The following is a 21,183-nucleotide window of genomic DNA, read 5'->3' as shown; positions in this document are numbered from 1 at the left end:
CTGGCTGTCGGCAGGAGACACGCTATGCCCCGTCTGGCTAAACACCTCGCCTGGTTTGCCGTGGCTGTTCTGGGAGCGTTTGCGCTAAGTGTCGTGGCCCTGCGCCGCGGCGAAGCGATCAACGCCCTCTGGATCGTAGTCGCAGCTGTCGCTATCTACCTCGTTGCCTATCGCTACTACAGCCTGTTCATCGCCACCAAGGTGATGCAACTGGACCCCAATCGTGCCACGCCCGCGGTCATCAATAACGATGGCCTGGACTACGTGCCGACCAATAAACACGTGTTGTTCGGTCACCACTTCGCGGCCATTGCCGGCGCGGGTCCCCTGGTCGGCCCGGTACTGGCGGCGCAAATGGGCTACCTGCCCGGCACGCTGTGGCTGATCGCCGGCGTGGTGCTGGCCGGTGCGGTTCAGGACTTCATGGTCCTGTTCATGTCCACTCGCCGCAACGGTCGTTCGCTCGGCGACATGGTTCGTGAAGAAATGGGTCGCATCCCCGGCACCATCGCGCTGTTTGGCTGCTTCCTGATCATGATCATCATCCTCGCGGTGCTGGCGCTGATCGTGGTGAAAGCCTTGGCCGAGAGCCCTTGGGGCATTTTCACGGTGATGGCGACCATCCCGATTGCGATGTTCATGGGCATTTACATGCGCTACATCCGCCCGGGTCGCATTGGCGAAATCTCCGTGGTCGGCGTGGCGTTGTTGCTCGGTTCGATCTGGCTCGGTGGGCAGATCGCGGCTGATCCGGTGTGGGCCAAGGCCTTTACCTTCACCGGTATCCAGATCACCTGGATGCTGATTGGTTACGGCTTTGTCGCGGCGGTACTGCCGGTATGGCTGATCCTGGCTCCCCGTGATTACCTGTCGACCTTCCTGAAAATCGGCACCATCGTGGCCTTGGCGATCGGCATTCTGATCACCATGCCCGAGCTGAAAATGCCCGCACTGACCCAGTTCATCGACGGCACCGGCCCGGTGTGGAAGGGCGGTCTGTTCCCGTTCCTGTTCATCACCATCGCTTGTGGCGCGGTCTCGGGTTTCCATGCGCTGATCGCGTCCGGCACCACGCCGAAACTGCTGGCCAGTGAAGGTCATGCCCGTTACATCGGTTACGGCGGCATGTTGATGGAATCGTTTGTCGCCATCATGGCCATGGTTGCCGCCTCGGTCATCGAGCCAGGTGTGTACTTTGCGATGAACAGCCCCGCGGCGTTGGTCGGCGCGGATGTTGTCTCCGTCGCTCAAACCGTCAGCAGCTGGGGCTTTGCGATTACCCCGGAAGCCCTGCAAGCGGTGGCCCATGACATTGGTGAAACCACTATCCTGGCCCGTGCTGGCGGTGCGCCGACCCTGGCGGTCGGTATCGCGCAGATCCTGCACCACGTCCTGCCGGGTGAAAACACCATGGCGTTCTGGTACCACTTCGCGATTCTGTTTGAAGCGCTGTTCATCCTGACGGCGGTCGACGCCGGTACCCGTGCCGGTCGCTTCATGCTCCAGGATTTGCTTGGCTCCTTCGTTCCAGCGCTCAAACGCACCGATTCCTGGCCCGCCAACCTGATCGCCACCGCCGGTTGCGTGGCGATGTGGGGTTACTTGCTCTACCAAGGCGTGATCGATCCTCTGGGTGGGATCAACACCTTGTGGCCGCTGTTTGGTATCTCCAATCAGATGCTGGCCGGTATCGCGCTGATGTTGGCAACGGTTGTGCTGATCAAAATGAAGCGCCAGCGCTACATCTGGGTGACCATGCTGCCAGCCGTCTGGCTGCTGATCTGCACCGTGACGGCGGGTTTCATCAAGCTGTTCGACGCCAACCCGGCCATCGGTTTCCTCGCCCTGGCGAAGAAGTACAGCGACGCGCTGGCCAACGGTCAGGTGTTGGCCCCGGCCAAGAGCATTGACCAGATGCAGCATGTGATCTTCAACGCCTATACCAACGCGACGCTGACGGCGCTGTTCCTGTTCGTGGTCTTCAGCATTCTGTTCTTTGCGCTCAAGGTCGGCATCGCCGCCTGGGGCACTAAGGAACGCACGGATAAAGAAGCGCCATTCCAGGCCATTCCACAGGCTTGATGGAGGAGGGTGTTGATGTTCAATGACTTGAGTCGTCTCGGTAAATACCTCGGTCAGGCCGCGCGCCTGATGGTCGGCATGCCGGACTATGACACCTACGTCGAGCACATGCAGAACAAGCACCCGGACAAACCGGTGATGAGCTACGAGGTGTTCTTCCGGGAGCGCCAGGAAGCTCGATACGGCAGCAAGGCTGGGCCGAAGTGCTGCTGACGCAGTAAGTCCAGACAAAAAAACAGGAGCCCGGCTTGCCGCGCTCCTGTTTTTTTTGGCTCGCTGGCCGCTACCCAATCGCTTACCAAGGACCGACGGCGGGAATCTGACAACCGCTCATCGCTCAACTACGCTGCCTACAGACCCTGTCCTAATCCTGTGACGTAAGGAACTGACGCATGCGGAGCAGGTTGCTCGCGGTGATATTGATCGTTGTCGGGATGTGCGGGTCGGTGTTGGTGTGGGCCGAAAATACACCCAGCGTGGTGGATCCGCCGGCTGAATTAAAGGTCGCCAACCGTAGCGTCATGGTGTTTCGCGCAACGATATTGGGGGAACCTCCGGTGTCGCGGGTCAAGCGCGCGAAAGCGGTGATCGGCGAAGCGCTGGATGAGACGGATGATCTGAACGTTACCGTCGACCCGGTGCTGGACAGCTATATGGTACTGCTGGGCAGCCGGCGCGCGTTTATCGTTTCGGCCAAGGATTTCGACGCCAGCGAATTCGATTCGGCGCAGCAGGCGGCTGAAGCAGCAGCGCGAAATCTGCGTCTGGTGGTGTCTGAAACCCAGGAAGCGCGCAGCCTGCAGTTAATCATAAGGTCGGTGGGCGCTGCGGTGTTCGCCACTGTTATTTACATCGTCTTGCTCTACGCCATGGCGTACCTGCGACGCAAACTGCTGAAGAAACTTCCCGGACTGGTGCATCGTCATAGCCAGGCGCTGAAGGTCGGGCGCACACAGCTTTTCGACGTCAGTTACCTCTATCCGTTGGTCAGTCGTGCGTTTGAGTGGCTGCGCTGGGCCGTGGTGGTGTTGTTGACCTATGAATGGCTGGGGTTTGTCCTGTCGCGTTTCCCCTACACTCGGCCATGGGGCGAACGCCTTAACACCTACCTGTTGGAACTCGGCGACTATTTGCTGCAAGGCATTCTGGGCGCCATTCCCGGACTGGGCGTGGCGGTGGCGATTTATTTCATCGCCCGAGGCGTTACCGCCTTCATGCGTCGGGTGCTTCGGCGCATGGCGACCCCCGGCACCTTCAGTTGGCTGAACCATGAAACCCTGCAACCGACCCAGCGCCTGGTGTCCCTGGCGGTGTGGTTGTTTGCATTGGCCATGGCTTATCCGTACCTGCCGGGCGCCGGCACCGATGCATTTAAAGGCTTGTCGGTGCTGATCGGTTTGATGATTTCGCTGGGCGCGTCCAGCGTGGTGGGTCAGGCGGCGGCGGGATTGATCCTGACTTACACCCGAACATTGCGTCCCGGCGAATTTGTACGCATTGGCGAGTACGAAGGCACGGTGACCGAGTTGGGTATGTTCACCACGCGAATCCGCACGGGCCTGGGCGAAGTGTTGACCCTGCCCAATTCCATGATCACCAACACCGTGACCAAGAATTACTCGCGCACCGTGCAGGGCGCCGGTTACGTGGTCGACACCGTCGTGACCATTGGCTACGACACGCCGTGGCGGCAGGTGGAGGCGATGTTGCTGGAAGCCGCCAAACGCACCCCGGGCATTCTTGAAAACCCGCCCCCGCAGGTATTTCAAACCGCGTTGTCAGACTTCTATCCCGAGTACCGTCTGGTGGCCCAGGCCATTCCCAGCCAGCCTCGACCGCGTGCGGAGTTGCTGAGCATGCTGCACGCCAATATTCAGGATGTGTTCAATGAGTACGGCGTGCAGATCATGTCGCCGCATTATTTGGGTGATCCGCAGGCAGAGAAGTGGGTGCCCCGGGACAAATGGTATACGGCACCCGCGCAAGAACCGAAGGACAGTTGAGCGCTCTTCACATTCTCTGCCGAGGCATCGTCGAAGGCTGAAGTTGCTGCTGCGGGATGTACTTGCCATTGCCATCGGTAAACGGCGGATGCTGCACGGCGTTTTCATCGTTGTCCTGTTGACGGTCATGGCAGGACGAACCGCTGATCGCGATGAGCAGGGCGACCATGACAAGGGGAATCAAGTGCTTGATCACGGGAGTTCTCCAGTGGACACCGTCTGTTTTCGTCGGCGCTATGGCAGCGCATAGACCTTGAACAGCTTTTTGGTCGTGTCGCTGGCGCCTTCCAGGTACTTATCGTACGCCTGTTCAATCTCGCCGGAGCGGTACATTTCACTCAGCGTGGTGTCGACCAGCAAGCGGAAATCTTCATCGTCACGCGGTACTGCCATGGCCGTTGGGGCGTACTCGAAAATACGCTCCAGCAGGACCAGGTTGCCCGTTGGGTAGCGGCTGTCGAGGAGGTTCCTGAGCATCATCCGTTCGCTGAACATCGCATCGGCTTTGCCTTTGGCGACCAACTCGAGTCCTTCGGCCGTAGTGTTGACCGTGATCAGTGTGGCGACCACGCCCAGCAAGCGCATCTGCTGACGAATCCACGCTTCGCTCACGCCTCCGGTCGTGGTGACATAAGTCTGGTTGGACAGACCATGGTTGACGGTGGCACGCCAGGTGGGTCCGGTGTGGGCCACTTTGCCATTGAGCACGTCCAGCAGCGTCGCCGGGGCATCCTGGTGCACCACCGCCGAGAGGCCTGCGGTGTAAATGGGCACCGAATAGCTCACTGTCTTGCGTCGTTCCAGTGTTGGCGGCGTTGGTGTGCAGAGGAGGTCGACCTTGCCTGAGCTGACGGCACTGATCCCATCGACGACGGTGACAGGCAGGTAACTGACCTGTAGTTCGGGCAAACCCAGTTCGGCCTTGACCTTGTTGGCGATTTTGTCGCAAAGACTGATGGCATAACCCTGGACCTTGTCGCCGACTTTGACGCTGAAGGGCGCGAAGTCAGGCAGGTAGCCGAGGGTCAACGTATTGCTTGAGCGCACCCGTTCAAGGGTGTTGGCGCTGGCCAGCAGTGGCAGGCAGGCAAAGAGCAGTGCGATGGTTTTGCTTCGTTGTGCATTCATGTCCCATTCCCCGAATTCAGATGTCAGTACCGTCCAGAAACCAGGCCTAAGGGGTGTCGACCCTGGCAGGGTCGGTGGGAGACACAACGGCAAAGCGCTTGGCGAGCCAGCCATACAGTGGGTAGCCGAACACCAGCACAAGCGCGCCCCCGAACACCGCGTCCTTGCCGCACGAGTGCAGGGCATACAATGAATAGGCGAGCGCGATCAGCAACACGGGGGTATTACGCAGGTAAACCGCTGACGAAACCCGCGCCTTGTACATCATGACCAGCAGCCCGGTCAGTGCCGTCACGTAGGGGATCAGGTTGGTCACGGCGGCAAGATTGACCAGTTTGCCGAACTGAGCGGCGGCATTGGGTGAAATGGTCGACAGGGCCATCAGCGTCTGCAACACACCACACACCAGCATGCCCAGGAGGGGCGCGTTGTGCCTGTTGAGCTTGCTGAACAGTTTCGGAAACATTCCTTGGTCGGCGGTCATTTTCGCCGTTTGAGCCAAGGTGAATTGCCATCCCAGCAGCGAGCCCACACACGCCATCACCGCCAACGCCATGATGATGGTCCCGACCGTGGGGTTGAACATTTGCGCGTAGACCAGCGCGAAGGGCGCCGAGGAGTTGGCCAGTTCCTCGTTGGGAATGATGCCCTGGATCACGGTCGTCGACAGCACGTAGACCACCGCTGCACCCAACGTGCCGAACAGGCAGGCCAGCGGTACGGTGCGCTTGGGGTTTTCAACGGCGTCGCTGGCCTGTGCCGCTGATTCCATACCCAGAAATGCCCAGAGGGTCAATGGAATCGCACTGCTGATCGCGTCGGCGTTGGAAAGGTTATTCGGGTTCCAGGCGGACACCAATATCTCCGGTTTGAACCAGAACCAGCCAATGATGCTCAGGCCTGCCACCGGGATGATCACTCCCCAGACGGTAATCGCGCCGATCCTGCCGGTGATGCCGGGGCCACCGAAGTTAGCGACGGTGGTCAGCCACAGCAGGCCGACCGTACCGATGAACAGCGGGATTGCGCCCGTGCCCAGCCAGGGCAGGAACGAGGTCATGTACCCCACGGCCGAGATAGCGACCGCGACGTTGGCAATGGCCAGCGACAGGAAGTACAGATACGAACAGAGGAAGAACCCGGACTTGCCATGCGCTTCTTCGGTGTAGGCGGATAACCCGCCGGAGCGCTGACAATAAATGCCACATTGGGAAAAGCAGAAGGCGATGGCCATGGAGCCAATCGCCGTGACGATCCATGACAGCAATGAAATGGCCCCGAGCTGGGCCATGCTGGTCGGCAACATGATGATGCCCGACCCCATCATGTTGACCATCACCAGGGTAGTGAGCCCCACAAGGCTCATTTTTTTACTTGAGTCGGCCATCGAAAACTCCTTTCTCTGCACTTGTGCCAAGCTGTCAGGTGACGCAGCACCACGCATTCAGATGTCGCCAAGCTCAACTTCAGGAAGCCCATGTCATGACGCAATCTCATGCAAAGCACGTCCGTCGCGAGTTTTACAAAACAGTGTGGTTCTACATTCGTGTTGTCTGGCCGATTTTCTCAATTCTGTTGCTTACGATCGTGCTGTTCGGTCTGATCATCGCCTACCTGGAAGGGTGGGGGCCGTTTGACGGTATCTACTTCGGGTTCGTGACCGGATTGACCATCGGTTACGGTGACCTGGTACCCAAAATGCCCCTCTCTCGTGTCCTTGCAGTTTTGCTGGGTTTCAATGGCGTTCTGATGACGGCCATATTCGCCGCCGTCAGTATCCGCGCCATCGAAGAGACCGCGCGAGCGGCCAAATCCGAGGAATAAGGCCGACGCATCACGCTGAGCCCTCAGTAGGGTTCAGCGATGTATTTGAACGGGTAATTGGCTGCCTTGTAGCTGCCGATCTTGCGTTTCGGCAGGCTGACTTTTTCTTGCTTGACCTTTTTATAGGGGATGTTCCCCAACAAGTGAGTCAGCACGTTCAGCCGTACGGATTTCTTGTCCTCGGAACGGGCAACGTTCCAGGGCGCCCAGTCGGTGTCGGTGGCTTCGAACATCTCATCACGGGCGCGCGTGTAGTCGTCCCAGCGGTTGTAGGACTTGATGTCCATCGGTGACAGTTTCCAGATCTTGCGCCCGTCGGTGATGCGCTCCTTGAGCCGCCGGGTTTGTTCTTCAGGGCTGACTTCCAGCCAGTACTTGAACAACAGCACGCCGGAATTAACCATAAGACGTTCGAACAACGGCGCCAGTGCTAAAAAGCCGATCACCTGTTGCTCGTCGCAAAAACCCATGACTCGCTCGACACCTGCCCGGTTGTACCAGCTGCGATCGAAGATCACGACTTCGCCGGCCGCTGGAAAGTGCGGCATGTAGCGTTGCAGGTACATCTGGCTTTTTTCTCGTTCGGACGGTGCTGGCAGGGCCACCACACGAAACACCCGTGGGCTGACACGTTCGGTCAACGCCTTGATCGTGCCACCTTTGCCGGCGCCATCACGACCTTCGAAAACAATCACGACCTTGGCCCCCGTGGCGACCACCCACTGCTGCAATTTGACGAGTTCGACGTGCAGGGTCTTGAGCTGTTTTTCGTAGTCTTTGCGGCTAAGCGTGTCGGCTTTCTTTTGCGCAGAATCGGCAATTTCACGATTGGTTTTTTTCATCGCGATACTTCAACCTCTGGTGGTCTTGAATAGAGTGTGTGTCGGTTGCGAATTCCCGGTACCGCTTGCGTACTAAAGGGTAGTTCAAATTCCCGACGTGCAGATGACGCAGGTCATCGGTCTTCAGGGCTGCGCGCGAAATCACGTTTGATCTCTTTGTTGGCGCTGATAATCGGCAACGGCTTGCTCCAGATTGGGGAGCATCCGCGTATCACCCAATGCGACGCCCAATGGAGCATGAATAACCATCGCGTAAACACTGGGACTCATGCCTACCAGCCACAACGAAATGCCTTTTTCTCGCAGACGCTGTTCTGCCGCCGTGAGCATTTTCAAAGCGGTGTATTCCAGGTCGAAAACACTGCGCAGATCGAGAATCACAACGCGTGGCGCAGCCGCAGCGATTAACGAGCGGATTTTCGAACCGAGTCGTTCGGCGTTGGCAAAGAAAATGCGACCTTCAGGGCGCAGCATCAGCAACCCCTCGAAGTGCTCGTCGTCAGTCTCGGCGCAGGGCGGGCGATACACATTGGTGCCGGGTTTGCGCCCAAGTATGTGAACGGGCGGGTCAGAGACCTGGTAGGCCAGTGCCAGCAGCGAAACAATGATCGCGACGACGATCCCCTGCAGCGTGCCGAGCAACATGACCCCGACCAGTGCCACCAGTGCCCAGATAAATTCTGTGCGGCGCACCGAAAGAATGTCGCGAAATTCCGACGGCTGGATCAGGCCAATCGAATACACGATCACAACCGCGGCGAGCGTGGCATTGGGCATCAGGCCAATGAACGGCGCAATCAGCAGGCAAGTCCCCAGTGCCAGTCCGGCCGTGATCAACCCCGCCAGTTGTGATTGCGCACCGGCCAAGCGGTTGACGGCGGTTTGGGTGGTTCCACCCCCGGCCGCCATGGCCCCAAGCAATGCACCGCCGATGTTGGCAAACCCTGTCGCCACCAACTCACGGTTGGGCTGCAGCGCGGGTTCATCACTGCGGGCAAAAGCTCGTCCCGCCGCGATGGTTTCGGTAAAGCTCATCAGCGCAATGCCCAGGGCCGATGGCCAGAGCTGTGACACGATCGACCAGTCGGGCAGCGTCAACCCCGGCAACCCGATTGGAACGATTCCTACGGCCGACACACCCAATTGCTCCAGATTCAGCACACTCATGCCGACAATGCCGAGCGCAACCGCAATCAGTGGTGCTGGCAATCGGGGGGTGAAGTGCTTCATGCCGATCAGAATCAGCACCATGAATACACCGACGGCCACGGTCGGCAATGAGGCATGCCCCAACCCTTCGACAGTGGCGAGGACGTTGTGAAAAAACCCACCTTTTTCGATATGGATGCCCAGCAACTTGGGCAGTTGATCGAGCACGATGACTATCCCGATGCCGGCCTTGAAGCCCACCAGCACCGGTTCTGAAATGAAGTTGGCAACGAAGCCGAGGCGCAATATCCCGGCCAGGACCAATATGGCGCCGACCATCAAGGCCAGCGTGGCGGAGGCAACGATCAGGGTCGCCGTATCGCCGGACGGGCTGACCTGACCCAGTGCGGAGGCGACCAGGATCGCAAGGGTTGTGGTGGTACTGACGCTGAGCGGGCGTGAACTGCCGAGCACGGCATAGATCGCCATCGGCACCAACACGGTATAGAGGCCGATCTGTACCGGCAGGCCGGCGATGGTGGCGTAGGCCAGTGCCTTGGGAGTGACCACGGCCGCGGCGGTCAGACCCGCGATGGCATCGCCTTTTAACCAGCCCTGTTGGTAGTCGCCAAGCCACTCTGGTAACAGGGCACTCACAACTCGCCGGGGGGTTAATCCTGAAAGCCGATCTTCCTGATCGCTACGTTGTTGGTTCATGAAGTGCTCCAACCCAAACTTTTCATGCCGCGTTAAATCCCTATTCCATCGCCCACACGGCGCCTGAACGGCAGCGTGCAGTCACAGAAAAATGCAGTTGATCGAGGACAAACAGAGGAGGGCAGGCGTCCCCTGTCAAAAGGGGACGCCTGTCATTTATTAATGGAATGGAAAGATGTAGTTCATCCAGGCAGCCATGCGCAGCAGGATTTTGCGCATCATTGCGATATGCTCAAAGTGCTGGCTATAGAGTGCCGCCTGCCCATACGCGCCGCCCGGCATCTGGCTGCTGTATTGGGCATAGTCCGGATCGGTGATCTCGATAATGACCGGTACCCGGCCGGCCGGCGGTGAGCCCGTGAAGCCGGTCAATGTTCCAGAGGGCTGAACTTGTCCCTCTGCGATAACGTTGACGACGGTCTTGACCCGCCCCTCGAACACCCTGCCGGGAATGCCATCAAAAGCCACTTCTGCCTCATCGCCGACCGACAAGCGCAACAGGCTGTTTTGACGCATCCACGCGGCAAAGTAATGCCCTTCATCCGGGATGAACACCATGGAAGGACGCAAGGGTAACTTGGTCGCCATCATGCCCGGACGCAAGGAAACATGGGTGACGAAGCCTTTGCTCGGGGCGCGAACGGTGGTGTTGTCCAGTTCATACTGAGCATTTTCCAGTTGTGCCTGCAAATCGTCAGAGCGAGCAACGACGACGTCCAGTTCACGTTGGGTGGCAAAGTTGCGCTTGATCAGCTCAGTGATTCGGGCTCGATCAGCTTTCGCTGATAGCAACTGTGCCTTGATGGACTGGATCTTGTACTCGAACGGGGCAGGGTCGATGCGAAACAGCACATCGCCTTTTTCCAGAGGCTCATTACCCTTGACCGGCACGTCGATGACCTGGCCACTGACCACCGGAATGACCGGCACGGAGACGAAGTAAGAGCGCGCGACCTCAGAGTACGGGTGGTTGTAGTTCATCGTGAAGATCAATGCGCCCACGATCAGGATCCCACCGAGGACTGCGGTCGGCACCGTCCATTTGTTCAGTGGTATGCGGAAGATCTTGAAGATGGCGGTGCAGATGGCGGCATAGGTCAAAACAAGCAGAAGATCCATGGCTTAGATTCCCTCACCGCGATTGTCCGACGCTGGCGTGCCCAGCGCAGTACCTGTTGCCGTTTCCAGTCGCTCAATGCGACTTTGCAGATCGGCAACCTGTTGTTCCAGATGAGCAACATGAAATTGTGGTGACTTGCCATCACCAAATCCCCAGCCCCGGTCTTCCCGGTACGCCATCGCCCAGATCCACAGAAATGGCCAAAGCGCATGCAGGGTGAACAAACTCACCCAGCCGGTGGCATGGATCGCATCCTGGTGCGGGTGATTGCGGTGTACGGCTATTTCATAGGGTATGTCGTGTAGCGCGATGATTCCGTAGAACAGGACCAGCCCGACAAAGAACAACAGGCCTAGCGCGAAGTAATCCAGCATGGTCGCCCCCTCATGGCACAAGCGATGTACTTGGGTCAGTGTAGTCACGGTTTTTATGAGTGCGGGCAGTCCTGATGACCAGAACTGAACCGACCACTCAATTGTCAGCCTGCGCAGGCCAGGCCTGCGGGAGAGCGAGCGAGAGAATCTGCTTAATTGCCGCTGTGTTCTAGGTCGTTTTATGCACGTGTTGGTATTTTCTCGTGCTACTGTCTACTGGCCGTTAGGTCGTATCGGTGAGAGCGGCGAGGGCACGCCTTCACTCAATCGAAGTGCCTTCGCTACCCACCAGACGCCTGTCAATCAATCTCTGCGCTTATCAAGACATTGACGGCGCAGGGTCATGTTGTTGATCTCCATGCAACTGACCGAATAATCATCAGATTTGTCTTTGGCTTCCTTGGCTTTGTCGCAGTTACCATTTCCATTGCAGTTGCCTTTACCTTTTTGATCATTGTTGTTTTTAACGCAGTTTTTGGCAGCACTGGCACTGCCGGCGTTATTGCAATTTGAAGCGGCAAAAGACGGCGATGACAAAGCCAGCGAAAACAAGAGTGTGCATACAAGCGTCGCGATGATTCTCATAACCAAGCTCCTGAGTAGATTTTTACTGACCAGCAACACCGTTCGGATCGATCAGCGTTGGAAGGTTCATTGCGCGTAACATCGAACATTAGCTTCATTTTTACCCCTGCCGGGTGGATAAAATCGTTGGCATTTGCAGATCCTTGTAAATGGCGAGAAACCGCAGGCCCGAGGTAAAGAGCAAGGCAATCCAGCCGGCGACCTGGATAGTCGGGAATGCATCGCGCAACAGGACATAGACGATGCACCCCAGCAGGATCGGCGTGGCGTAGATCTCACGTGACATCAACAACGAGGTTCTGCCGGCCAGAACATCACGCACGATGCCGCCGCCAATACTGGTCAGTACACCCATCATCACGGCAAAAGGCGCCGCGAGATGCAATCCGAGCACTTTCTCGGTAGCGACCAATCCGAACAGCGCGGCCGCAAATCCATCGAGGTACAGCAAAAGGCGATAGCGCTGCTGGAATCTTTTGGTGAGAAAAAAAGCCAGCGCGGCGGCAATCAAGGCGACCCAGATGTAGTTGAAGTCCGCGATCCAGAAAATCGGTTGATCGAGCAACAGGTCGCGAACGGTGCCGCCACCAATAGCCGTGATGATGCCCAGCACCACGGCGCCGAACACATCGACCCCCGCTTTCTGGATAGCCAGCACCCCGGTGATGGCAAACACGGCGGTGCCCAACATTTGCTGAAAATAAAGCATCCGTTACTCCGTTCTCAGGCTGTGCCCCTCAGCAGTCGGTCATTTGCTCGCATCCAGCATGACGCGATAGCGCGGCGCAGATAAGGAAGTGTAGCGGGGAGCTTGGCGTTGTCTCGGAGGTTGATGAATGGGGCGCACCACGGTGTGGATTACCCGGTGATTGGATGACTGAGAGGATGGCGAAACATGCCCCCGTCAGTGAACGTCACTTTCAATGATTACCTGCGGGGAAATGACCCAAATACTGCATGGCATTTTGAACAGCAGTTGTTCCACCGTACTGCCGATAAACCGGTCCATTGTCCGGTGCCCGATTCGTCCCATCACAATCACATCGGTCTCATACGCTGCTGCGTAGCTGGCAAGCACCTTGACGGGGTTACCCATGATCAGATGCTGGCGTTCCGGCGGGATACCGTTGCGCTCAGACAGTTCACGAAAGGCATCAGCCTGTGCGTCAAATAGCATTTTGGCTTTGCTGGATGAGAAAAACGTCGAGCCATTTGCGAAGCCGAATTCATCTGCGCTGATGGATGAAAGGTCATGGGCATAGATAACGTCGAGCTCTGCATGACAGGTGCTCGCCAGTTTTTGGGCTTCTTGCAGAATTCTGTCGTTGAAACTTTTGTACTGCCCATTGCGATGAAAAGGGTCGACCGCAGCGACGATCTTGCGGGGCAATGCGTGGTGCATGTGGCTGACGAAGTGCATGGGCACCGGGCATTCGCGTAACAGATGGACATCTAACGGAGTAAACATCAGGCGTGATAGCAGCGTTTCGTGTTCCAGCGCCTTGATCAATACCGCCATGGATTGTTCTTTGAGATGGATGAGGATTTCCTGCAAGGGTCTTTCTACCCAGACGACTTCAGTTGTGACGTGTACTCCGTTTTTGCGCAACGGACGGGCCTGGTCTTCCAACCATTGTCGATGGCGCTCGACGTAGCTGATTCGCATTTGCTCCCGCGCTTGCTGGTTGACCATTCCGGCAGTCGCCAGCCCTTCGAGGTAGTCGAATGCCACAATGTGAAGTGCCGCGTCCGACGCTTTGGCCAGCGCGGCGGCCCGATCGAAAGCGGGATTGTTCTCCATCAGGGGCGGAACGACCAGCATGAAACGTGTTTGATCGGACATGACAAATCTCCCGTAGGTAATCGTGCAAATGCCTGCCCAATGGCTCCAGTGTCCGACGCCTTTACGAGGATCGAATCCGTCCGGTTCGGCGGAATTGAGCAGCACGTCCTGGGGAACCACCGGCTCCCCAGGGTATTGACTCACGCAAGCAGCAAATGGTCTTCCACTTTGCTCACGCCTGGCACCGACCAGGCGGCCCGTTCTGCAATCTGGCGTTCGCGCCACAAGTGAACCCGGCCTTCGAGCCTCACCACATCACCTTCGACGGTGACATGAATATCCTTGGCATCCACTTCGGCGCTACGCTTTAGCGCGGCCTCAATGCGTTGCTGGATATCAAAGACATCCAGCCGAGGGCGCAAGGTGAGGCGATTACACACGCCAACCACGCCGGATAACTTGCGCACCGAGCGCTCCACGGTTTCTTTCTGGTATTGCCAGTCCACTTGTCCTTCCAGAGTGATCCGCCCGCTCTGCACGATGACTTTGACGTCGCCTTCGGGAACGTCGGAACTCCAATGGATGATTTTCAAGGCGCGGGTGGCGATCGAGTCGTCGGAAGTCCCGGCGTATTTATCCAGCCTGACCTGAATTTCATCGGCCAGCGCGCGTACGCCATTGATGCCTTTGACCGCGCGTTCCGCGCTGATTTTCTGGGCGTAGCTGCTGACGTGACCGGACAGCGTGACCACGCCATTGTCCACGGCTACACCAATGTTGGCTGCTTCGATATCGGGCTTGAATTCGAGCTCTTCCAATATGGTTTTACGCAGGCTCAAGTCGCTCATGTCTGTGTCCTCTGTTTGATCCGGTATTGGCGGGCCGCAAGAGCCCTATTGGTTTTTTCTACGCCTGAGCGGCGCCAAGACATTGAGCTAAATCAACAAGGCGTCAGTGAGTGCCTCCGCGAGTCGACAGCCGGCGATCAGTAGACAAAAATCAGAGAGTGCAGGCGACTCGGATCAACTTTCTGATGCTTTCCAGCCATGAAGCCGTGGGCACGTAGACGGGTACGGAGATAATCGGCGAGGGGGCGGGCGAGAGTAGTTGACATTGATCAAAGAGACTCGTCGTCACGCGCCCAGAATCAAGGCTCCTGCTCAATGGCTCAGGGGCACGGCATGTCTGTTAAACCGCCCAATCCGGACCTGAATCACCCGCCTGTCTTTGAAGAAGACCCGCATTACAGTCGACCTGCGCTCTGGCTGACCTGGCTGCTGGGGGCCGCGATGTTTGCGACGGTCATTGGCGTCGCGCTGCACTTCACCGATGTCGAATCCTTCACGCGATTGCTCGTGGAGGCAGAACCACTGTGGCTCATTGCTGCCTTCGGCTTGCAAGCCCTGACGTATGTCGCCCAGGGGCAGGTGTTTCGCGTGGTGCTCAAGGCCGGGGACCTGCGCCTTTCACTCTGGGATTCGGGCAAGCTGAGCTTGATGAAACTGTTTGTCGATCAAGCACTGCCGTCCTCCGGTATCAGCGGCGCATTTGCGGTGGTCGCCTCGTTTGTGCGACTCGGGTTTGCCAAACCGGTGGTGTTGGCGTGTCTGGTACTGGATGTGTCCGGGTACTTCCTGGCCTACGTGCTGTCCGTTGGCGTGGCGTTGCCGGTGGTGATTTTCCAGGGGCATGCGACGGCCACGGTACTGACCACTTGTATGGTGTTTGTGGCGGTGAGCCTGGTTCTGGCGGTGATCATCCCAAGACTGGCGGGTAATAGCCGCCTGGCTGCCCATGTGCCGGGCCAGGGTTTTTCGATTATCGCCAAGAGCGTTTCGTTACTGACCGGCGCCGACAAAAATCTGGTTCGCAGTCACGCCTTGCTCTGGCGCGTTACGCTGCTGGAGTTAGCGATCATTGTGCTTGATAGCGCAACGTTATGGGTGCTGGTCCGAGCGCTGGGCGTCTCGGCACCGCCGTTGGGCCTTTTTGCCGGATTCATGCTGGCCAGTGTGCTGCGCAGTATCGGCATTGTGCCGGGTGGTCTCGGTGCCTTCGAGGCGGCGGCCGTGGTGACGTTGCATTGGGTCGGGGTGAACATTGCGGTGGCGCTTTCGGCCACGTTGTTGTTTCGCGGATTAACCTTCTGGTTGCCGATGGTGCCGGGCCTTTGGCTGGCGCATCGCGAATGGCAATCGACAGGCAAAAAAACAACGCGTGACAAAAACGCCGATTATTGGAGCCCGCCGGTCAGCCAGGTGTTCAGTACCCTGCACAGCACCCCAAAGGGGTTGAGCCAAACTCAGGCCAGGGCCCGAATGCGCAGTGCCCCGGTCCAGGCAAAGGACCGGCCACGGGGGTTGACCAGACTGGTGCTGGAGCAAATGCGCACCCCCTTGGTCCTGATTCTGATTGTGGGCGCGTTGGTGGCCGTGGTGGTGGGGGACTGGCTCGACGCGGCGATTGTGTGGTGCATAGTGCTGATCAGTGCGGTACTCAGCGCCTGGTATGAGAGTCGGGCTAGCCAGGCGGTGGAACAGCTGCGCAGCAAGATTGCCTTGCGGGCGATGGTACGTCGTGAGGGCAAGCCCCTGGAAGTGGCCGCCAGTGAGGTGGTGCCGGGGGATATCCTGTTACTCAGTGCCGGCAGCCTGATTGCCGCTGACGGCCGCATCATACAAGCGCTTGATTGCTTCATCGCCGAGAGCCTGCTGACGGGGGAAACCTTTCCGGTAGAAAAGCTGCCCGGTGATTGCGCCCCCGATGCCCCCCTGGGGCAGCGCCACAATTGTGTGTTCATGGGCACCTCGGTGCGCAGCGGCACTGCCGAGGTGGTGGTGACGCGCTATGCCCAGGAGAGTGAAATCGGCCACATCGCCAAGACCTTGGCGCTACGGCCCCCCGAAACTGAATTTGAGCGTGGCCTGCGCCACTTCGGTGGCTTGCTGCTGCGGGTGATGCTGGTCATCACGATTGTGGTGTTCGGCATCAATATGTTGCTGCATCGCCCAACCCTCGACACCCTGTTGTTCGCCATTGCCTTGTCCATCGGCCTGTCGCCGGAACTGTTGCCGGCGATCCTCAGTATCACGCTGGCCAAAGGCGCGCAGCGCATGGCGGCCAAAGGGGTCATCGTGCGTCACCTCAATGCCATCGAAAACCTCGGGGCCATGGACATCCTGTGTACCGACAAGACCGGTACGCTGACCCGGGGGGTCGTGGTGCTGGACGGTGCCATGGATGTAGAAGGCGTCGTCGCCTCTGATGTCTTGCAACTGGCGGTGTTCAATTCGAGCTTCCAGACCGGAATGCGCAACGCGATGGACGATGCCATCACTCTGGCCGGCAAAGACCTGCCTTGCGCAGGCGTCAGCAAGCTTGATGAAGTCCCTTATGACTTCGTTCGCAAGCGCCTCAGCGTGGTGGTGGCCAATGCGCCCGAGGCCAGCAGACTGATGGTGACCAAGGGGGCATTGGACAATGTGCTTGAGGTTTGCACGCACAGGCGTCGAGGTGATCAGGTTATCGCGCTGAACGACGCAGAACTCGCGTCGATTGCTCAACGCTTCGCCGATTGGAGCGAGCAGGGGTTTCGAGTCCTGGGGCTTGCCACCCGTACATTGCCGGATCAGCCACACTATGGCCGGGATGAAGAAAAGGACATGACCTTTCGCGGCTTTCTATTGTTCTTTGACCCTCCAGAACCGGGAATCAAAGACACCATTGCCACCCTCGACAAGCTCGGTGTGCAAGTGAAGATCATCAGCGGCGACAGTCATCTGGTGGCCCGCCACGTAGGTATGGCGGTGGGTCTTCCCGTTGAGCGGATCATCACCGGCGCTGAGCTGTCAGCGATGAAAGACGAAGCGTTGATGCACCTGGCCCCGCTGACGACCCTGTTCGCCGAGGTCGATCCCAATCAGAAAGAACGCATTATCCGAGCCCTGCAGAAGACCGGGCATGTTGTCGGGTACATGGGCGATGGCATCAATGATGCACCCGCGCTTCAAGTGGCCGATATCGGGATCTCCGTGGACAACGCCGCCGACGTCGCGAAACAAGCCGCCGACTTCGTGTTGCTGGAGCACGATCTGAATGTCCTGCGCGAAGGCATCGAAGAGGGCAGGCATACCTTTGCCAACACCCTCAAGTACATTTCCATCGTCTCCAGTGCCAACTTCGGCAACATGATCAGTATGGCCCTGGCTTCTCTGGCGTTACCTTTCCTGCCCCTGCTGGCCAAGCAAATATTGCTCAACAACTTCCTGTCTGACATCCCCTCCATGGGGATTGCCAACGACAACGTTGATCGCGAATGGGAAAGCACGCCTCATCGGTGGAACATCACTGAAATCCGCAATTTCATGGTGGTTTTCGGGCTGGTGAGCTCGTTGTTCGACATGCTGACGTTCGTAGCCTTGTACCTGCTCGCAGACATGGTTCCCGAAGTATTCCGCAGCGGTTGGTTCGTTGAGTCGCTGCTGACCCAACTGCTGACGATTTTCATCGTGCGCACTTACAGGCCGTTTTACCAAAGCCGCCCGGCGAAACTGCTGATGATCAGTGCGCTGGGCATTGGTCTGCTTGCAATCGGGCTACCGTACAGTGCGCTAGCGCCATGGTTCGGCTTGGTGCCACTGCCGTTCCATATTCTGGCGGTGGTGTTGACGATCAGCCTGGTGTACATGGCGTCAGCTGAATGTGTGAAGCGTATTTTCTACCGTCGTCAGCGCTCGAAGCGCCATCGCAGATCCATCGTCACGCCTGTCTCTGGATGACGGGAAAGGCATGGCTCAAGCCTTCACGTGCTGTCATCGGGCGTTTTTGCCCTTGGTATGACGCCATTCCTGCCAGGCTTGTCGGTATTTTTCATCCGCCCGTTTTTTTGCTTCAGTAAATTTATGGATGGTGTGCGTCGAAACGGGCTCGTCCAACAGGGCGTAGGCTTTATCGTTCAGACGGTCGGCTTCAGAAAACAACGCCATGCTGCCATTGGTCGATTGAAGGTTGGCTGCAGGCCGCAGGGCTGATTCATTGATGGCCATATTCATACGCCCTCGGGTAGCACAAGAAGGTGAGCGGGGGTGTCCTGGTCCCCCTCCATTTTCCCTGTTGAGACAACCGCGCCCGGTTCTATTCGTCACGTGTCCAGTCGACGCTCAAGCCATACTCGTTGTCGCCGTACCGGTAATCAGAGTTCCCTTTGAACGCGGCCTCCAGTGCATGGCCCAGGCGATTCGCGAGATGAATGCCAGTCGTGGTCACGATCAGGTCACCCGCTGAATCGGTAAAGTCCATGATGCGTTCCAGGGCATGCTCGGCTTTTTCCTTTTTTTCGGTGTTTTCGATCAGGCTGATGATTTCGTCTCGATGCTTGAGCAAGAAGCTGCCCGATAACGTAAGCGTCCCCGCTGGCATGTTGTCATTGATGCGCCGACAGGCTGGGCACGTCGCTGTTTGCGCGTTATGGACGACCGTGTTTTCAGGGTGTTTCCAGGTCCAGTTTCCGGCTTGATAGACCGCGTCGCACTGCGGGCAGATGGCTGAACCTTCAACCTTCTGCAAGCAATAGGGGTCATGAGTGGATGTTTTGAACAGCTTGCTTTTTTGACTCTGCTGAAACTTGTCCATGGCGTTTCTCCTCACACATCAAATGGAAAAAGATCTCACCTGTGACCGAGACCAAAAACAGATCCCTTCTCCTTTCAGCCTGCTCAACACACACACCTTCATTTGGACTCGGTTTCTGGCGGCGCGAATTGATCTGTGTCAATTCCGGGACGTGAGCTGACAGTCGGTCATCCCTACGGCGCGCGCATTCTTTGCGGCGGCCGAGGGCTTGGTGGCGTTGTGAGTTTGTTGATAAAAGTCAACGTTGCACGGGCCAGTTCATAGAAGCTGCCAAAACGCACTTGTTATGGAACTGGCCAGGAGAGCACCCTGATGGCTCACACTAAAATCGTGTTTCGTGCTGCAGCTCGCGAGAAAATCCTGAGTGGCGCCACACAGTTGGCGGACGCCGTGCGTGTGACGCTGGGGCCGAAATCAAAATCGGTACTGATCCAGAATAAGTGGGGCAATCCGACGGTCTGCAATGATGGCGTCACGATCGCCAAACGCATTGACCTGCTCGACCCCGAGGAAAACCTCGGCGCGCAAATGCTGCGTCAGGCGGCCGAACGCACAGGTGATGCGGTAGGGGACGGGACCAGTACGTCAACGGTGTTGGCCCATGCCATCCTGGCCGATGGCATCCGCAACGTCGTCGCGGGTGCCAGTGCGATCGACCTCAAGCGCGGCCTGGATCGTGGCCTCTTGTTGGTCATCGAATCCCTCGCCACCCAGTCGCGTCCCGTCAGCACGCCCAAGGAGAAGGCTCAGGTCGCCACGCTGTCAGCGCATAACGATGCCGTCATCGGTCAACTGGTGGCAGACGCCCTGGAAAAGGTCGGCGTTGAAGGCGTCGTCAGTGTCGAGGAATCCAAGACCACCGAAACAGTGGTCGAAGTCATGGAAGGCATGCGGTTTGACCGGGGGTATGTCTCACCCTATTTCGTCACCGACGCCGAAAAGATGCAGGTCGAACTCGATGACGCCTACCTGCTGCTCTGTGACCACAAGATCGGTGCACTCAAAGACTTGCTGCCCTTGCTTGAACTCGTTGCTAAAAGCGGGCAACCCCTGGTTTTGATCGCGGACGATATCGAAGGTGAGGCATTGACCACGCTAGTCGTCAACCAGATACGCGGTGTTCTGCGAGCAGTGGCAATCAAGGCGCCGGGCTTTGGTGATCGGCGCAAGGAAATGCTTCAGGACATGGCCGTTCTGACGGGGGCAACCGTTGTTTCCCATGAGCTGGGCATCCCCCTTGAACAGGTGGAACTGAACCAGTTGGGGCGTGCACATCGAGTCGTGGTGCAAAAAGACAGCACGGCGTTAATAGGGGGCGCCGGCACACGCGAGGCCATCGAGGCTCGGTTGCAGCAGATCCGTGCGCAAATAGACAGTACGACCAGCGATTACGACCGGGAAAAGCTTCAGGAACGACTGGCCAGGCTGTCGGGTGGTGTTGCGGTGATCCGTGTCGGGGCGCCTTCCGAAGCGGAAATGAAGGCGCACAAAGATGCGCTGGACGATGCCATTTCAGCGACCCGGGCGGCGATCGCCGAAGGCATTGTGCCGGGTGGCGGGCTTGCGTTGCTCAAGGCTGTCCCGATTATTGCGGCCGAAGAAGCCCGTTATGAGGGCGATGCCAGGACCGGCTTGCAGATTCTTCGCCGGGCGCTGGAAGCCCCGGCCAGACTCATCGCTGAAAATTCGGCCGTGGATGCCGGCGTCGTGGTTGCGCGCATGCTTGCGGAGCCAGGGAATATTGGCTTCGATGCGTCCACCAATAGCTATGTCGACATGTACGAAGCCGGCATCATCGACCCGACCAAGGTGGTGCGGATTGCCCTCGAAAATGCTGTTTCAGTCGCCAGTATCTTGCTGCTGACCGAGGCGACCATGACGGATATTCCGGAAAAGGAATCACCCGCCCAGCCATCTTTTCCTGAATGAAAATCCGGTGGTGGGT

At 57.9% G+C, this 21,183-nt stretch carries 19 protein-coding genes; 6 read left to right on the top strand and 13 right to left on the bottom strand.

The window, feature by feature from the left end; translation table 11 throughout:
* The first annotated feature begins 24 nt into the window (after positions 1 to 24).
* The 3 genes from SB725_RS09390 to SB725_RS09380 all read left to right on the top strand — a co-directional run bounded on the left by SB725_RS09390 (position 25) and on the right by SB725_RS09380 (position 4,085).
* Positions 25 to 2,082, top strand: coding sequence for a carbon starvation CstA family protein (locus SB725_RS09390; RefSeq protein WP_027923099.1), 2,058 nt, complete (start codon positions 25 to 27; stop codon positions 2,080 to 2,082).
* Between the two features lie 15 nt (positions 2,083 to 2,097).
* Complete coding sequence (locus SB725_RS09385) at positions 2,098 to 2,295, top strand: YbdD/YjiX family protein (protein WP_007949127.1); 198 nt, start codon at positions 2,098 to 2,100, stop codon at positions 2,293 to 2,295.
* Positions 2,296 to 2,474: 179 nt separating this feature from the next.
* Complete coding sequence (locus SB725_RS09380) at positions 2,475 to 4,085, top strand: mechanosensitive ion channel family protein (protein ID WP_410921673.1); 1,611 nt, start codon at positions 2,475 to 2,477, stop codon at positions 4,083 to 4,085.
* A gap of 7 nt (positions 4,086 to 4,092) precedes the next feature.
* Here SB725_RS09380 and SB725_RS09375 read toward each other — a convergent pair whose 3' ends face one another.
* Genes SB725_RS09375 through potE form a run of 3 tightly spaced genes read right to left on the bottom strand, consistent with a single transcriptional unit; the run spans position 4,093 to position 6,600 of the window.
* Positions 4,093 to 4,281 (bottom strand): hypothetical protein, encoded by a 189-nt coding sequence (locus SB725_RS09375; protein WP_059182930.1) that lies wholly within the window; start codon positions 4,279 to 4,281, stop codon positions 4,093 to 4,095.
* Positions 4,282 to 4,319: 38 nt separating this feature from the next.
* Complete coding sequence (locus tag SB725_RS09370) at positions 4,320 to 5,213, bottom strand: amino acid ABC transporter substrate-binding protein (RefSeq protein ID WP_059182931.1); 894 nt, start codon at positions 5,211 to 5,213, stop codon at positions 4,320 to 4,322.
* Positions 5,214 to 5,259: 46 nt separating this feature from the next.
* Positions 5,260 to 6,600, bottom strand: a complete 1,341-nt coding sequence (gene potE, locus SB725_RS09365) for a putrescine-ornithine antiporter (protein ID WP_410921672.1) — start codon at positions 6,598 to 6,600, stop codon at positions 5,260 to 5,262.
* A 95-nt stretch (positions 6,601 to 6,695) separates the two neighbouring features.
* On the opposite strand from potE, the gene SB725_RS09360 reads away from it, so the two are divergent.
* Positions 6,696 to 7,037: a potassium channel family protein gene (locus tag SB725_RS09360; RefSeq protein ID WP_059182932.1), complete on the top strand. Its 342-nt coding sequence runs from the start codon at positions 6,696 to 6,698 to the stop codon at positions 7,035 to 7,037.
* Positions 7,038 to 7,060: 23 nt separating this feature from the next.
* On the opposite strand, the gene ppk2 is transcribed toward SB725_RS09360, so the two are convergent.
* The 8 genes from ppk2 to SB725_RS09320 form a co-directional block, all read right to left on the bottom strand.
* Entirely contained in the window at positions 7,061 to 7,879 is an 819-nt protein-coding gene (gene ppk2 / locus SB725_RS09355) for a polyphosphate kinase 2 (protein ID WP_027923105.1), read from the bottom strand.
* Positions 7,880 to 8,020: 141 nt separating this feature from the next.
* Entirely contained in the window at positions 8,021 to 9,745 is a 1,725-nt protein-coding gene (locus tag SB725_RS09350; protein WP_410921671.1) for a SulP family inorganic anion transporter, read from the bottom strand.
* A gap of 159 nt (positions 9,746 to 9,904) precedes the next feature.
* On the bottom strand, positions 9,905 to 10,864 hold the full coding sequence (locus SB725_RS09345; protein WP_027923107.1) for an HlyD family secretion protein: 960 nt from the start codon (positions 10,862 to 10,864) through the stop codon (positions 9,905 to 9,907).
* 3 nt (positions 10,865 to 10,867) lie between these two features.
* On the bottom strand, positions 10,868 to 11,239 hold the full coding sequence (locus SB725_RS09340) for a DUF3302 domain-containing protein (protein ID WP_027923108.1): 372 nt from the start codon (positions 11,237 to 11,239) through the stop codon (positions 10,868 to 10,870).
* A 303-nt stretch (positions 11,240 to 11,542) separates the two neighbouring features.
* Positions 11,543 to 11,824 carry a hypothetical protein gene (locus SB725_RS09335; RefSeq protein ID WP_194940073.1) on the bottom strand — a complete coding sequence of 94 codons (282 nt, stop codon included), beginning with the start codon at positions 11,822 to 11,824 and terminating at the stop codon, positions 11,543 to 11,545.
* A gap of 100 nt (positions 11,825 to 11,924) precedes the next feature.
* Positions 11,925 to 12,533, bottom strand: coding sequence for a trimeric intracellular cation channel family protein (locus SB725_RS09330; protein ID WP_027923110.1), 609 nt, complete (start codon positions 12,531 to 12,533; stop codon positions 11,925 to 11,927).
* Between the two features lie 195 nt (positions 12,534 to 12,728).
* A complete protein-coding gene (locus SB725_RS09325) occupies positions 12,729 to 13,667 on the bottom strand; it encodes a universal stress protein (RefSeq protein WP_027923111.1) in 939 nt (312 codons plus the stop codon).
* A 140-nt stretch (positions 13,668 to 13,807) separates the two neighbouring features.
* Positions 13,808 to 14,455: a BON domain-containing protein gene (locus SB725_RS09320; protein WP_027923112.1), complete on the bottom strand. Its 648-nt coding sequence runs from the start codon at positions 14,453 to 14,455 to the stop codon at positions 13,808 to 13,810.
* Between the two features lie 333 nt (positions 14,456 to 14,788).
* Here SB725_RS09320 and mgtA point away from each other — a divergent pair, with 333 nt between their 5' ends.
* The gene (gene mgtA / locus SB725_RS09315) at positions 14,789 to 18,385 is read left to right on the top strand and encodes a magnesium-translocating P-type ATPase (protein ID WP_410921670.1); all 3,597 of its coding nucleotides are present in this window, start codon (positions 14,789 to 14,791) and stop codon (positions 18,383 to 18,385) included.
* Between the two features lie 33 nt (positions 18,386 to 18,418).
* On the opposite strand, the gene SB725_RS09310 is transcribed toward mgtA, so the two are convergent.
* Both SB725_RS09310 and SB725_RS09305 read right to left on the bottom strand, forming a co-directional pair.
* Complete coding sequence (locus SB725_RS09310) at positions 18,419 to 18,658, bottom strand: hypothetical protein (protein ID WP_410921669.1); 240 nt, start codon at positions 18,656 to 18,658, stop codon at positions 18,419 to 18,421.
* A gap of 82 nt (positions 18,659 to 18,740) precedes the next feature.
* On the bottom strand, positions 18,741 to 19,238 hold the full coding sequence (locus SB725_RS09305) for a BCAM0308 family protein (RefSeq protein ID WP_410921668.1): 498 nt from the start codon (positions 19,236 to 19,238) through the stop codon (positions 18,741 to 18,743).
* A gap of 312 nt (positions 19,239 to 19,550) precedes the next feature.
* On the opposite strand from SB725_RS09305, the gene groL reads away from it, so the two are divergent.
* Complete coding sequence (groL, locus tag SB725_RS09300) at positions 19,551 to 21,167, top strand: chaperonin GroEL (RefSeq protein ID WP_310268239.1); 1,617 nt, start codon at positions 19,551 to 19,553, stop codon at positions 21,165 to 21,167.
* Positions 21,168 to 21,183 lie beyond the last annotated feature (16 nt).

Origin of the sequence: Pseudomonas sp. SIMBA_041, assembly GCF_046535095.1 — a bacterium.
In the GTDB taxonomy this organism is placed as follows: Bacteria; Pseudomonadota; Gammaproteobacteria; order Pseudomonadales; family Pseudomonadaceae; genus Aquipseudomonas; species Aquipseudomonas mucoides.
Note: the sequence above shows the minus strand (reverse complement) of the source record. Positions and strands in the feature narration are given on the sequence as shown.